Origin of the sequence: Pimelobacter simplex (genome assembly GCF_900114845.1) — a bacterium.
Taxonomy (GTDB): domain Bacteria; phylum Actinomycetota; class Actinomycetes; order Propionibacteriales; family Nocardioidaceae; genus Nocardioides; species Nocardioides simplex.
On the sequence record NZ_FOUK01000010.1, the window covers coordinates 18309 to 27948 of the forward strand.

A 9640-nucleotide genomic window follows, 5' to 3' on the forward strand; every position below is an offset into this window, starting at 1 on the left:
CGTCACCGTGATGCCCAGCACCGTTCGTGTCGGAGGTTCGAGGGCTAGGCAACAGCGCCATGTCCCTCGCCACTCCCGGCAGCGTCGTCTGGTGGCCCTCCGAGCTCAGGTGACCGCCGTCCCCGTCCGCCTTGCCCGGCGTAGGCAACAGTGAGACCGTCTCCGTGCTCAAAGATCCACGGCTGGCCCGCGGGGTAGGCAGCGCAGAACCACCGCTCGCGGCGATGGGCGGCTCCCACGCCGGACGCGGGAACAACCGTCCAGTCCGCATCGAACCCGATCGAGGCAAGGTCTGCGAGAACGGCATCAAGTGCCCGCAGATGCTCTCCTGATCCGTCTCCCAGACAGACCGGGCAGGGTTCCACGTCGCCAGCGGCTGACGCAGTGAAGATTCCGGGGACATTCTCGAGGACCACCAATCGGGGTGAGAGTTCGGTGATGGCGCGGACGACCTGCGACCAGAGGCCGGTGCGGGTGCCGTCGCGGAGGCCGGCTCGTCCGCCGGCGACGGAGACGTCCTGGCAGGGGAAGCCGGCGCACAGGATGTCGATGAGGCCGCGCCAGGGCGTCCAGTCGATGAGGGAGACGTCGCCGAGGTTCGGGGCGTCGGGGAAGCGGTGGGCGAGGATCGAACAAGGGGATCGGTGGGGCTCGTGGTGACCGATCGAACCGTCCTTGGCGACCTTGCAGACGTCGGCCACGAACACCGTCTCGGCGTCGAGCACCTCTGCGACCGCGAGATCCAGCCCGCCGTAACCGCTGAACAGGGAGCCCAATCGCGGCTTCATGCTGCGTCTCCGAGGATCATCTCGAGCACGTCGTCGGCCGAGTCGCCGTAGAGTGCGCGGATCTTGTTGGCCCACGCTGGCCCGTTTGCTGCGATCCAGTTGTTGAGGTGGTGGGCGGATTCGTGTGCGGCGTCGTTCTTGGGACCCATCACTCGCTCACCCACTCGTCCCAGGCGTCAGCGACCTCGTAGCCGTAGCCAACAATCAGGGCGGCCTTCGTGTCCGCCTCGTTCATCCCGGCTCGGTCGCGGGCACAATCGACAGCCCGGAAGAACTGGTCCATGGCCTGGTTCCAGTCGGCGAGCATCGAGTTCGCGAAGTCAATCCGCGTCTGCTCGGACATCATTCATCTCCCTCGCAGTCATCACACGTGTAGCGCGTCACGATGCGCGTGATCGCCTTCGCTTCAGAAACGTCAATCACCTTCCAGTCCGAAGCCCACGCCGACTCGCCCTCGCCCAAGATGCGCCCGCAAGAAAGGCACTCCACGTCGCTCACTCGGACGCACCGTCCTCGGTTGGCTGTGCGTCGATCTCGGCAACCCGGGCGAGGATCGACTCGCGCAGGGTCGGGAACTGTCGATGCCACTCGCGCAACTGGTCCTTGTCGGCGGCGCAGGCGATCGCGGCCTCGGACGGGGGAGTGGGCGCATCGGGCAGCGGGTCGACTGGGTAGACGCCTGGGCGTCCTTGCGACTCCAGCACGGGTGCCTGCATCGGCCCGTCGATGTGGCTCAAGTGGCTGATTCGTGCGCCGCCGACCTTTCTGCCGCCATACATGACATCGGGGTCGTAGAAGAGCGTGACCCGGCGGCCCACATAGGCGTCGTTCTGGCTCTTGCCCCAGCAGAAGGCGAGGACGCGGCGCTGGTTCCGTCCCGGCCTCCATGGACGGTCGAACTCTTCGAAGAAGATGCTCACTGGCTGCTCGGCTGCCGCGTTGACGGCGACCCGCTTCACGGTGAAGGTGCGCGGTCCCGCCGCCAGTTCAACCGCGTCGAGCTGGTCCGACTTGGGAGCGAGGGTCTCGGAGATGTCCATCAGTCCACCTCGTCGTAGGTGCCGTCGAACTCGAACTGGTCATGCATCTCGCGAACGAGCCGGATGATCTGGCGGCGACCCCGATCCTCATAGTCGTTGCCGCCGGTCTCGTAGTCCTCCCAGAGGTCCCAGACCTGACTCATCTCGCGTGCCGTGTTCTCGTGACGGCAGTACTCCATGCTCGGCATCTCAGAAGATCTCCATGTTGAAGTCGATGCGCTCTGCCAGGGGGAGTCCCTTGGTGGCGCGCTGGTGGGTGGCGGCGTGGCCCGCGATGTCTGCCTCGGCCTTCTCGGCGGCGGCGAGGATCGCGGCCTGCCAGGCGGGGTCCGGGGTGACACGCTTGGGCCACAGGTGCATCCCGCCGCAGTAGGACACGAAGTCGATCCACTTGCGGCCGGACACCAGGAGCGCGGTCTGCAACTGAGCCATGTGTTGGGCCGGGATCTCGCCGGTGACGATGGTCGAGAGGTGGCCCTTCTGTCGGGGCGCCTTGATCTCGATGAGTCCGTCGTCGCCAACGAGGCCGTCGGGGGAGTAGCCGATGTCGAACACCCACTCGTTGCCGATGAACTGGCGGATCATGAACCCGGCTTCGGTGACGGGCCGGTCGGTGCAGTGCTCGGCATACAGGTCGCGGGCGTAGGGCTCGGACTCGATGCCACGCCACATGTCGCGGTTGGTGGGGGTGTCCTCGACGTGGTTGGCGATCCGCTCGGCAGCAAGCGCGAGGATCAGCGCCTTGGACGTGTCGTTGTCGGCAGGTGCGTAGACCGGCGGCAGGGTCCGAGCCTTGGCTGCCCGGTCGTCGTGGAACGCCTTGATCGGCGTCGGCGTCTTGCGACCCACGGCGAGACACGGGGCCCCGGCTGCGACGTCGCAGGTCGGGCAGGCGACCGCCGTTGCATCGGGTGCCCCGATCGTCACCAGATCCTTCATCACGGACGCGGTGACGATCCCGCAGCGTGCGGCGTACCAAGCCTCCGAGCGCTGCTCGACGTCGATGATCCGAAGCTCGCTCATGACGCCCACCTCTCTGCCTCGTCGGCGTCGTACTGCTGCTCTCGTTCGGTCTCATCGATGACTCGCTCGATGCCGTGCCAGTGGCGGCAGTTCCAGCAGTCGCGGACGTCGCAGGTGTTGACGTCGTGGGGCTGCTTGGTCGGCGCGAGGATCGGCACGTCGGCTGCTGTGATGTCGCGGCAGGTTGGCTCACCGTCGTAGGCGGGGTGGTTACAGGCTCGGCACACTTGGGAGCCACCGCCCTTCCTGATTGCCCATGGCCTTCGGGGCGATCCCGTTGACCTCGTAGCAGTGCTGGCGCCACGCGTCCTCAGTGGCCTCGTAGGTGGTCTCGGAGAACTTGGTTCCGCAGGTGCAGGTGCCGAGCCACTTGGTTGCGCGGTAGTTGGCGTCGCGGGCGATGACCTCGAACCCGCAGCCGTGCTTGTCAGCCATCGGCGTCCTCCTTGAGGAAGGCGCGCGCGATATCGACGGCACAGGGGTGGGGCGGCATGTCGGGGATGAGGGAATGGGAGACGCGAGCCAAGTCGTGTTCGAGGAACGCGGCCACGACCAGCGCGGTCGCCGGATCCCAGTGCGCGATGTGCTCGGCCTGCTCTTCGGTGATCGCGTCACAGACGTTCACGGGCCCAGCGCCGACCATGTAGACGGTGCCGCGGTTGTCGTTCCACGAGATGCCGTCGGCGGCCCAGGGCTCGTCTCCGCTGGCGAGGATCGCATCCTCTGCAACCTCGCGCGCTCGGTTCGCGGCCCGGCGGATCAGGTCGAGATCGGCGGTCATCGGGCCACCTCCAGCCATGGCGCCGCACCCAGGCAGATGATGCCGACTGCGAAGACGCACCACCCGGCGGCAGCGAGGCGAGTGCGCAAGGGCCAGTCGGCCTCTGACGCTGCGAACGCCAGGACAAGCGCCGCAACCAACAGGGCGGCGCCAGTGATCGCGAGTGCGCCAGCGGCGGTCATCGGGCCCTCCGCTCAGCGAGGTCCGAGACGCCGCGCTTCCGGCGGCGGCCCGCCACGGCCTCGGCCTGCGCCTCACGCAGCGCGTCCACCAACGTCGCGTTCTCCCACACCAATACCGCCACCGCGACGGCCAACAGAATGCAGATGACGATCACGGCGACACCGCCTTCGCGATGAACGACAGGCCACTCACGAGCGCCAACTCCTGCGCAGCCACGATGTGCGCGAGATGCGCCTCCTCGCGGGCTTCGCGAGCCGACACGTAGCCATCGATCCAGTGCTGCTCAACTGGTCGACCAGCAGCAACGAGGTCGGCGATGTGGGCAGCACGACCATCGGCACGATGCTTGGCGTCCTCGAATCGCACGCGCGCCTCATGGGCTGCGCGGGCAGCAGACTCGGGGGTCACGACGGCTCACCCGGCTCAACGCCCGACGACAGCACCTTGACGGCGTCGATCTCCTGATAGGCGGTCCAACCTCCGACGTTGTCCGGGAAGCCTCCTGCGTGCGACCAGCCGTAGATGAAGTCCGGCCCCAGGGCGCGGACCCACTGATCGCCAGCACGGTCAACGACCACCGACCACCTGTTCGTGGGCTCGTCGGGCTTCGGAGGCGTCGGGGAGGCGAACTCACGGAGAGCGGCCTGCAGGGCTCCGCGACGGAAGACGCCCATGTACGGACCGCACTGGGAGATCAGGTCGGCCAAGCGGTCGATGTCGTCGTCGGACTCGGGGTCCAGCACCACCAACGGCTTGATGAGCTTGGACCGAACCTCATCTGTGGCGTCATGCAGGGCGCGGGAGACGGTGAGCCCCTGCTCTCGACGCACCTGATACGCGTCGCGCAACTCAGCCTTGAAGTCCTGGTGAACCGTCATGCGATACTCCTTCTCGAGATTCGTTCTCGGCCCCGGTCGTGTTGCACCACCACCGGGGCCACCTACGTTTTGGATGGGGCGCCCGAACGCCCCGCACCGACACCACGACGGCAAACACACGCCGCGGCGACGGAGAACTAGGGGGAGTAGGGGTTCTCGAACCGCCGCGTCCTCGGGAACGCCGGATGGTCCTGACCCGCCGCATCCATGAACCCGGCCTCCCACGCCCGAGCAAGCTCCTGGTCTATCCAGGGCTTGTCCCAGTGGCGAGAGACCTTCGCGCAGACGCCGAGCATGTGGTCACGAAGGCGGCGCTTCTTGCCCTGCCAAACATGGGCCAGCAGGGCATCGACGACCTCAGTGCACATGGCCGCGTAGGTCGGGGATGACCATCGGTGCGCCTTCCAGACCTCGCGCTGTTCGGCAGTGAGCGTCTTGAACTGGTGGGCACTCATGACGCGCCCCGGATCAGCGCGAACACCACAAACGCCACCGCGAAGAACACGCACGCGAACACCACCAAGCCGAGCACCAGCCAATGGGCCGGGCCGATCGGGGAATCGGAGTCAGTCATCAGAGCCTCCCGACACCCGCCACGTCACCAGCGCCGGACAACCAGCCGGCAGATCCATCGCCGCCAGATGCGACGCCACGCGATCCCGGAACGACGAAGGGCGAAGAAGCAGAGCCGTCTGCCACGCGCCGACGTTGTACGACTCACTCGAACGCGCACACCACGCCGCCAACGTCTTCGCGTCCCAGTCATCCCAGTCGATCGGGGAATCGGAGTTGGGGGTCGTCATGACGCATCACCTAGCCAGCGATAGACCCGCATCGGACGACCCGCGTTATGGCCGGCAACATCACGCGACACCGACCACTCATCCGTCTCCGCGATCAGCCGCTCGGCCTTCGCCTTGTTCACGAACGCACCAATCCGACGAGGCGCAACCACGCCACGAAGCTGCTCCCGGTAGTCGTTCTGATCCAGACGACCGCCATGCAGATGAGCAGTCGCACTGAGGACACCCACGAACGCGCGCCACTCGAAGTCAGCCGACGGGTGGTTCGTGTCGGCCACCAGGGACAGCAGGTCGGCCGTCGAGTCGTCCACGGGGGACCAGATGGGGGCGGTCATGACGCCTCCGTGCGGTCAACCGTCGGGACCGGCGTCAACATCGCCCGGACGTCGGCCTCGCTCACTCGAAGGGCCCGCGACCCCTTGATTCGGAAGGCGGGCAGCGTTCCGTCCGCAATACGGCGCCGAACCGTCAGAACCGACTGCTCCAAGATCGCCGCAGCCTCTTGCAACGTGATGTTCCTGCTCATGACGCCTTCCGATGGGGAGTTGATACATCGTCGTTGGAAACTTTGACCAAGAAGAGGTCGTCGACGCCCACCCCGAGATAGTGGGCGATGCGCAGAGCGGGGTCGGTGGAGAGCGTGCGGACGTCGCCCGCCAGGAGTCGATTCATGTACGAGTGCGACCTCCAGCCGGCGGCCCTTGCGAGCTGCCGAGCCGAGACGCCCTGAATGACCATCAGCTTCGCGAGCTGCTTTCGATCCTTCAGAAGCATGTAGATCTCCGAGTTGGTTCGGGGAGCGGCTTGGAGCTTCACGTTAGTTCCTTCTGTGAGTCTGTGTCCAGCGTGGTTGGGAAAAGTTTCCAACGGCAGTGTCCACCCGTCAAGCCCTCGCTGGAAACTTTCTCGCCTGACCTGCAGTTACGCCGGTGTAGTTCGTTACGATCTGGTGTCCACTTTTTTCGCAACGGGAGCCGAGGCGCGTGTCCGCGCTGGTTGCGCCCCTTGACAGGCAGTCGGGAGCATCAAGCCATGCGACCTACCGAGCGAGAGTCAGGCGCCGTTTGGCGCCTGCTAAGCGCTTGGGCGGCTGACGAACAGGCGAAGGATCGGCTCCACCGCAAGATCACCCAAGGCGACATGGCACGGATGTTTGGCGTCTCCAGCCAGACCATCAGCGCATGGAAGCGCTGCCAGGCGCGGATGCCGATGGCATCCCAGCTTCGCGTGATCAAGGCGACCGGGGTCACCCTCGATGACCTCACGGCTGCACTGGCCGAGGACGAGCATCGGATTGCCGACTGGGTCGCTGCCCGCCGCGAAGAAGAGGATGAAGGAGGTGGTGAGGGTGATGCAGGAGGTGCCCCCGCCAAGACGCCGCCGGGCTCGGGCCCGGACCGACCGCCGCTGCTCGCCGTTGCCTCGGGGGACGAGGGCGACGAGAAGTTGGCTCGCGAGGCGACCGAGCAGGCTCGGCGTGCGCGCGCCGAGCAGATGGAAGCCATCGCCGAGATGAAGCGGAAGAAGAAGGGCCGCGAGAAGTGAGCGAAGAGAGTGTGACTGATGAGGCAGCGGGAACACCTAGGAACACGGGCGACCCCGCGCTACCCTCGCAGCATGAGCACCCCTCAGGTTCTTCCCCACCTGAGCCGCCAGCAGAAGATGCGGTTCCGGGTGATCGCGATGCGCGCATTCGGCGATCGGACGGGCGGGAAGACCTTCCGCGCACTCCAGCGCGAACTTCCGGCGCCTCCGATGCGGACCCCGGCTCACTCGGTGAACATCGTCTCGAAGGCGCTGACCCCTCCGAAGTAGATCCGACCACTGCGCAGATCGCGCAGGTCGTGCTTCAGCAGATCCAAGCGCACCTGCATTTGCCCATGGAGGCGCCAGATGGCGCAGCGCTTGCCGAACTGAAGCGGCAGGATCCCGACGCGCACTCGATGTGGCTCCGGCAGGTCGAGAAGCAGATGGAGCACCAGCGCTTCATGGAGTCCGCCATCTATACGATGCCGCTCAAGGTCATGAAGAGCGCCCACCGCTCCGCGTTGGCTGCGCTCGTTGTCCTCACGGCGGTAACGGGATACGCGCTGTACCTCGACCACCAGTGGTTCGCGGCGATCTTCGGCGCCCTCGATGTGGTTGCCATTCTGGGCGTCTTTGCGAGGTCATCCGACCCGTCCGAGGAGTGATCCGTCGGACCCACTCTCTAGGGTCCGGCACATGTATCACCCGTTCCGTCACCTCCTGAGCTACTTCCGCGACGGCGACGGCATGACGATGTCCATCGAGCCGACGCCTGGCGGCAAGGCGGAGTGGTACTCGCCGGCCGAGGATCACATGATGCTCCGGCCCGGACAGCTTCAAGTAGAACGTCGATGCGCCGTAGCGCACGGGCTCGCCCACAGAGACCTGGGGCACTCGGGCGTCTGCGAGTACCCAGACGCCGTTCGCCAGGCGTCACGCGCCGAGATGGAGGCCGATGAACTCGCGGCGCGGCGTCTGATCCGACTGGCCCACTTCATTGAGGTCTTGTGTTGGACCGATGACAAGGATGAGGCGGCCGACGCTCTGTGGGTGACCCGGCACTACCTCGACGTTCGGCTCGAGCGGATGTACATGGGCGAGCAGAAGATCGTGCGTGAAGCCCTCATCGCCCGAGGCGTGCCTTAGCTGGCACCTACCAGCCGCCCTCTGTGGCGAGGTTGTTGAGCCTGTCGGTGAGCATGTCCATTCGCGACCTGGCCGCCCGCACATACCGCTGCGCAGCCTGCGGGGTCGAGTCCCCAAGGAACTCCTGGATCTCGGCCTCAGTGGCCCCCTGCTGCGCCAGGAGCGTGGCACCGGTCGCGCGGAGGTCGTGGAAGTGGAGCTGGGGGTGGCCGGCGGCGGTGCGGGCGTGGTACCAGCCGCGGGATCCGGTCGAGCTGGCTACGCGGCCCCTGCGCTTGGCGCCGGGTGCCGTGCCGTAGAACGTCTGGGGAGCGAGGTGCCCACCGGACTGAGCGGGGAACAGGAGCGAACCCTTCGCGCCGGCAGCGTGCTCGCGGAGGTGCTTCCGGATGTCGTCGACCAGGAAGGTCGGGACGCGCTGGTCGCGGACGCCCGCCTCAGACTTCGGCCCCTTGACGGGGTTCTCCTTGTCGCCCGAGACAGCGCGGCGGATCCGCAGCACGGCGCGAGCAAGGTCAACATCGCCGCGGCGCAGCTCGGCGATCTCCGAGTAGCGAAGCCCGGTCCAGAGGCCGAGCAAGACCAGAAGACGCCACTCGGGGCGGATCGTTGCCAGCATGACCTCGACCTCGTCGGCGGTCGCGAGCTCCTCGCGGAGCTTCGTGGGAGAGGCGCCGCCGCCGCGGATCGCGAAGGGGTTCGGCTGTCCAGCGAGGGGTCCTAGGGCACTGGTTGCGGTCGTCATAACGCCCCGGCCGAACGCGTAGGCGCGGGCCCGCTGGGTTGCGCCCGTGTCGCCCGGACGGGCACGACGTCGGCGGGGAGCCCAGGTCTCGAACCATGCGGTGACGACCGCTGGAGTGATGCGCTCTAGGGGCAGCCCGGCCAGCGGCGCAAGATCGTGCTCAAGCATGTCGGCGTACTTCGCACGGGTCCGCGGCGCCAGCGGCTGCGCGCCCTGCTTGGTGCGCCGCTCAGCGATCCAGCGCGTGGCATAGGACCGGAAGGTCTCGCCGGGGGTGTTCCTTCCGCCGGCCTCGGTCGCGGCGCGCGTAACGGCCTGGCGAGTAGCGGGCGAGGTCCACGTGCCAGACGCGATCAGGCCCTGCTCTCGACCGAGCCATGCCTCGGCGTCGCGTTTAGTGGTGAAGGTTGTGGGCGCGGCATGGCGGACGGGCGTGCGGCTGCCTGTCCGCGAAAGGCGAGTCGCGCCAGTAGGATCGGAGTAGAAGGCTTGCCAGCGGCCAGAGGGAAGTTTCCGTACCCGGCCAAAGCCTCTTGTCATCTGATTCTCCAGGGGTCGCTTCGTGCTACGAGCGTGCTACGAACATGCTATCGGGAGAGCATTCTTGATCACTCCCGAACCTTGGCGGATGCGCCTGTTTACCCAGGTCAGAGGGCATTTCCGCAAGTCAGATGCTAGATTTCCAAGGTAGCACGACAGTGGTTCGAATCCACTACCTGCCACGGC

At 66.5% G+C, this 9640-nt stretch carries 23 protein-coding genes; 4 read left to right on the forward strand and 19 right to left on the reverse strand.

All coding sequences use genetic code 11. The features are described 5' to 3' along the window. Positions 1–44: 44 nt before the first annotated feature. From BM223_RS28145 to BM223_RS27700, 18 genes are all read right to left on the reverse strand, one after another. Positions 45–788 carry a DNA cytosine methyltransferase gene (locus BM223_RS28145; protein ID WP_052138225.1) on the reverse strand — a complete coding sequence of 248 codons (744 nt, stop codon included), beginning with the start codon at positions 786–788 and terminating at the stop codon, positions 45–47. Further along, positions 785–937: a hypothetical protein gene (locus BM223_RS29425; RefSeq protein ID WP_158510172.1), complete on the reverse strand. Its 153-nt coding sequence runs from the start codon at positions 935–937 to the stop codon at positions 785–787. The genes BM223_RS28145 and BM223_RS29425 overlap by 4 nt, the downstream gene beginning before the upstream one ends. Next, positions 937–1131, reverse strand: coding sequence for a hypothetical protein (locus tag BM223_RS27640; protein WP_038676850.1), 195 nt, complete (start codon positions 1129–1131; stop codon positions 937–939). The genes BM223_RS29425 and BM223_RS27640 overlap by 1 nt, the downstream gene beginning before the upstream one ends. Before the next feature lie 151 nt (positions 1132–1282). Next, complete coding sequence (locus BM223_RS27645) at positions 1283–1828, reverse strand: hypothetical protein (protein WP_038676852.1); 546 nt, start codon at positions 1826–1828, stop codon at positions 1283–1285. Next, positions 1828–2007, reverse strand: coding sequence for a hypothetical protein (locus BM223_RS27650; protein ID WP_141267747.1), 180 nt, complete (start codon positions 2005–2007; stop codon positions 1828–1830). The genes BM223_RS27645 and BM223_RS27650 overlap by 1 nt, the downstream gene beginning before the upstream one ends. A gap of 10 nt (positions 2008–2017) precedes the next feature. Next, positions 2018–2851 (reverse strand): YqaJ viral recombinase family protein, encoded by an 834-nt coding sequence (locus BM223_RS27655; RefSeq protein WP_038683454.1) that lies wholly within the window; start codon positions 2849–2851, stop codon positions 2018–2020. Further along, the gene (locus tag BM223_RS29430; protein ID WP_158510173.1) at positions 2848–3009 is read right to left on the reverse strand and encodes a hypothetical protein; all 162 of its coding nucleotides are present in this window, start codon (positions 3007–3009) and stop codon (positions 2848–2850) included. The genes BM223_RS27655 and BM223_RS29430 overlap by 4 nt, the downstream gene beginning before the upstream one ends. A gap of 52 nt (positions 3010–3061) precedes the next feature. Then, a complete protein-coding gene (locus tag BM223_RS27660) occupies positions 3062–3286 on the reverse strand; it encodes a hypothetical protein (protein ID WP_038676856.1) in 225 nt (74 codons plus the stop codon). Further along, positions 3279–3632, reverse strand: coding sequence for a hypothetical protein (locus BM223_RS27665; RefSeq protein WP_038676857.1), 354 nt, complete (start codon positions 3630–3632; stop codon positions 3279–3281). Before BM223_RS27665 ends, BM223_RS27660 begins: the two co-directional genes overlap by 8 nt. Positions 3633–3810: 178 nt before the next feature. After that, positions 3811–3969, reverse strand: coding sequence for a hypothetical protein (locus BM223_RS29435; protein ID WP_158510174.1), 159 nt, complete (start codon positions 3967–3969; stop codon positions 3811–3813). After that, positions 3966–4181: a hypothetical protein gene (locus BM223_RS27675; protein ID WP_038676860.1), complete on the reverse strand. Its 216-nt coding sequence runs from the start codon at positions 4179–4181 to the stop codon at positions 3966–3968. The genes BM223_RS29435 and BM223_RS27675 overlap by 4 nt, the downstream gene beginning before the upstream one ends. Positions 4182–4219: 38 nt before the next feature. Next, positions 4220–4693, reverse strand: a complete 474-nt coding sequence (locus BM223_RS27680; protein WP_038676862.1) for a translin family protein — start codon at positions 4691–4693, stop codon at positions 4220–4222. 137 nt (positions 4694–4830) lie between these two features. Beyond that, positions 4831–5148, reverse strand: coding sequence for a hypothetical protein (locus BM223_RS27685; protein WP_038676864.1), 318 nt, complete (start codon positions 5146–5148; stop codon positions 4831–4833). Next, a complete protein-coding gene (locus BM223_RS30175) occupies positions 5145–5267 on the reverse strand; it encodes a hypothetical protein (protein ID WP_255319207.1) in 123 nt (40 codons plus the stop codon). Before BM223_RS30175 ends, BM223_RS27685 begins: the two co-directional genes overlap by 4 nt. Continuing rightward, the gene (locus BM223_RS28755; RefSeq protein ID WP_141267745.1) at positions 5260–5496 is read right to left on the reverse strand and encodes a hypothetical protein; all 237 of its coding nucleotides are present in this window, start codon (positions 5494–5496) and stop codon (positions 5260–5262) included. Before BM223_RS28755 ends, BM223_RS30175 begins: the two co-directional genes overlap by 8 nt. Beyond that, positions 5493–5831 carry a hypothetical protein gene (locus tag BM223_RS27690; protein ID WP_038676866.1) on the reverse strand — a complete coding sequence of 113 codons (339 nt, stop codon included), beginning with the start codon at positions 5829–5831 and terminating at the stop codon, positions 5493–5495. Before BM223_RS27690 ends, BM223_RS28755 begins: the two co-directional genes overlap by 4 nt. After that, a complete protein-coding gene (locus tag BM223_RS27695; RefSeq protein ID WP_052138227.1) occupies positions 5828–6022 on the reverse strand; it encodes a helix-turn-helix domain-containing protein in 195 nt (64 codons plus the stop codon). The genes BM223_RS27690 and BM223_RS27695 overlap by 4 nt, the downstream gene beginning before the upstream one ends. Continuing rightward, positions 6019–6312: a helix-turn-helix domain-containing protein gene (locus tag BM223_RS27700; RefSeq protein WP_200887061.1), complete on the reverse strand. Its 294-nt coding sequence runs from the start codon at positions 6310–6312 to the stop codon at positions 6019–6021. Before BM223_RS27700 ends, BM223_RS27695 begins: the two co-directional genes overlap by 4 nt. A 216-nt stretch (positions 6313–6528) precedes the next feature. Between BM223_RS27700 and BM223_RS27705 the strand changes: the two genes are divergently transcribed. The 4 genes from BM223_RS27705 (at position 6529) to BM223_RS27715 (ending at position 8169) form a co-directional block, all read left to right on the forward strand. Continuing rightward, positions 6529–7041 carry a helix-turn-helix transcriptional regulator gene (locus BM223_RS27705; protein ID WP_141267743.1) on the forward strand — a complete coding sequence of 171 codons (513 nt, stop codon included), beginning with the start codon at positions 6529–6531 and terminating at the stop codon, positions 7039–7041. Between the two features lie 72 nt (positions 7042–7113). After that, on the forward strand, positions 7114–7311 hold the full coding sequence (locus BM223_RS28760; RefSeq protein WP_141267741.1) for a hypothetical protein: 198 nt from the start codon (positions 7114–7116) through the stop codon (positions 7309–7311). Positions 7312–7340: 29 nt separating this feature from the next. Then, complete coding sequence (locus BM223_RS27710) at positions 7341–7688, forward strand: hypothetical protein (RefSeq protein ID WP_141267739.1); 348 nt, start codon at positions 7341–7343, stop codon at positions 7686–7688. Positions 7689–7719: 31 nt separating this feature from the next. Beyond that, positions 7720–8169, forward strand: coding sequence for a hypothetical protein (locus BM223_RS27715; RefSeq protein WP_052138228.1), 450 nt, complete (start codon positions 7720–7722; stop codon positions 8167–8169). Positions 8170–8176: 7 nt separating this feature from the next. On the opposite strand, the gene BM223_RS27720 is transcribed toward BM223_RS27715, so the two are convergent. After that, complete coding sequence (locus BM223_RS27720) at positions 8177–9454, reverse strand: tyrosine-type recombinase/integrase (RefSeq protein WP_038676872.1); 1278 nt, start codon at positions 9452–9454, stop codon at positions 8177–8179. Between the last annotated feature and the right edge of the window lie 186 nt (positions 9455–9640).

Excerpts from the sequence above, each read along its gene's own strand:
- BM223_RS27690 (WP_038676866.1), bottom strand. The coding sequence starts at position 5,831 with ATGACCGCCCCCATCTGGTCCCCCGTGGACGACTCGACGGCCGACCTG.
- BM223_RS27695 (WP_052138227.1), bottom strand. The coding sequence starts at position 6,022 with ATGAGCAGGAACATCACGTTGCAAGAGGCTGCGGCGATCTTGGAGCAG.
- BM223_RS27685 (WP_038676864.1), bottom strand. The coding sequence starts at position 5,148 with ATGAGTGCCCACCAGTTCAAGACGCTCACTGCCGAACAGCGCGAGGTC.
- BM223_RS27640 (WP_038676850.1), bottom strand. The coding sequence starts at position 1,131 with ATGTCCGAGCAGACGCGGATTGACTTCGCGAACTCGATGCTCGCCGAC.
- BM223_RS28760 (WP_141267741.1), top strand. The coding sequence starts at position 7,114 with ATGAGCACCCCTCAGGTTCTTCCCCACCTGAGCCGCCAGCAGAAGATG.
- BM223_RS27705 (WP_141267743.1), top strand. The coding sequence starts at position 6,529 with ATGCGACCTACCGAGCGAGAGTCAGGCGCCGTTTGGCGCCTGCTAAGC.
- BM223_RS28755 (WP_141267745.1), bottom strand. The coding sequence starts at position 5,496 with ATGACGACCCCCAACTCCGATTCCCCGATCGACTGGGATGACTGGGAC.
- BM223_RS28145 (WP_052138225.1), bottom strand. The coding sequence starts at position 788 with ATGAAGCCGCGATTGGGCTCCCTGTTCAGCGGTTACGGCGGGCTGGAT.
- BM223_RS27665 (WP_038676857.1), bottom strand. The coding sequence starts at position 3,632 with ATGACCGCCGATCTCGACCTGATCCGCCGGGCCGCGAACCGAGCGCGC.
- BM223_RS27720 (WP_038676872.1), bottom strand. The coding sequence starts at position 9,454 with ATGACAAGAGGCTTTGGCCGGGTACGGAAACTTCCCTCTGGCCGCTGG.
- BM223_RS27660 (WP_038676856.1), bottom strand. The coding sequence starts at position 3,286 with ATGGCTGACAAGCACGGCTGCGGGTTCGAGGTCATCGCCCGCGACGCC.
- BM223_RS27680 (WP_038676862.1), bottom strand. The coding sequence starts at position 4,693 with ATGACGGTTCACCAGGACTTCAAGGCTGAGTTGCGCGACGCGTATCAG.
- BM223_RS30175 (WP_255319207.1), bottom strand. The coding sequence starts at position 5,267 with ATGACTGACTCCGATTCCCCGATCGGCCCGGCCCATTGGCTGGTGCTC.
- BM223_RS27655 (WP_038683454.1), bottom strand. The coding sequence starts at position 2,851 with ATGAGCGAGCTTCGGATCATCGACGTCGAGCAGCGCTCGGAGGCTTGG.
- BM223_RS29425 (WP_158510172.1), bottom strand. The coding sequence starts at position 937 with ATGGGTCCCAAGAACGACGCCGCACACGAATCCGCCCACCACCTCAAC.
- BM223_RS27650 (WP_141267747.1), bottom strand. The coding sequence starts at position 2,007 with ATGGAGTACTGCCGTCACGAGAACACGGCACGCGAGATGAGTCAGGTC.
- BM223_RS27715 (WP_052138228.1), top strand. The coding sequence starts at position 7,720 with ATGTATCACCCGTTCCGTCACCTCCTGAGCTACTTCCGCGACGGCGAC.
- BM223_RS27645 (WP_038676852.1), bottom strand. The coding sequence starts at position 1,828 with ATGGACATCTCCGAGACCCTCGCTCCCAAGTCGGACCAGCTCGACGCG.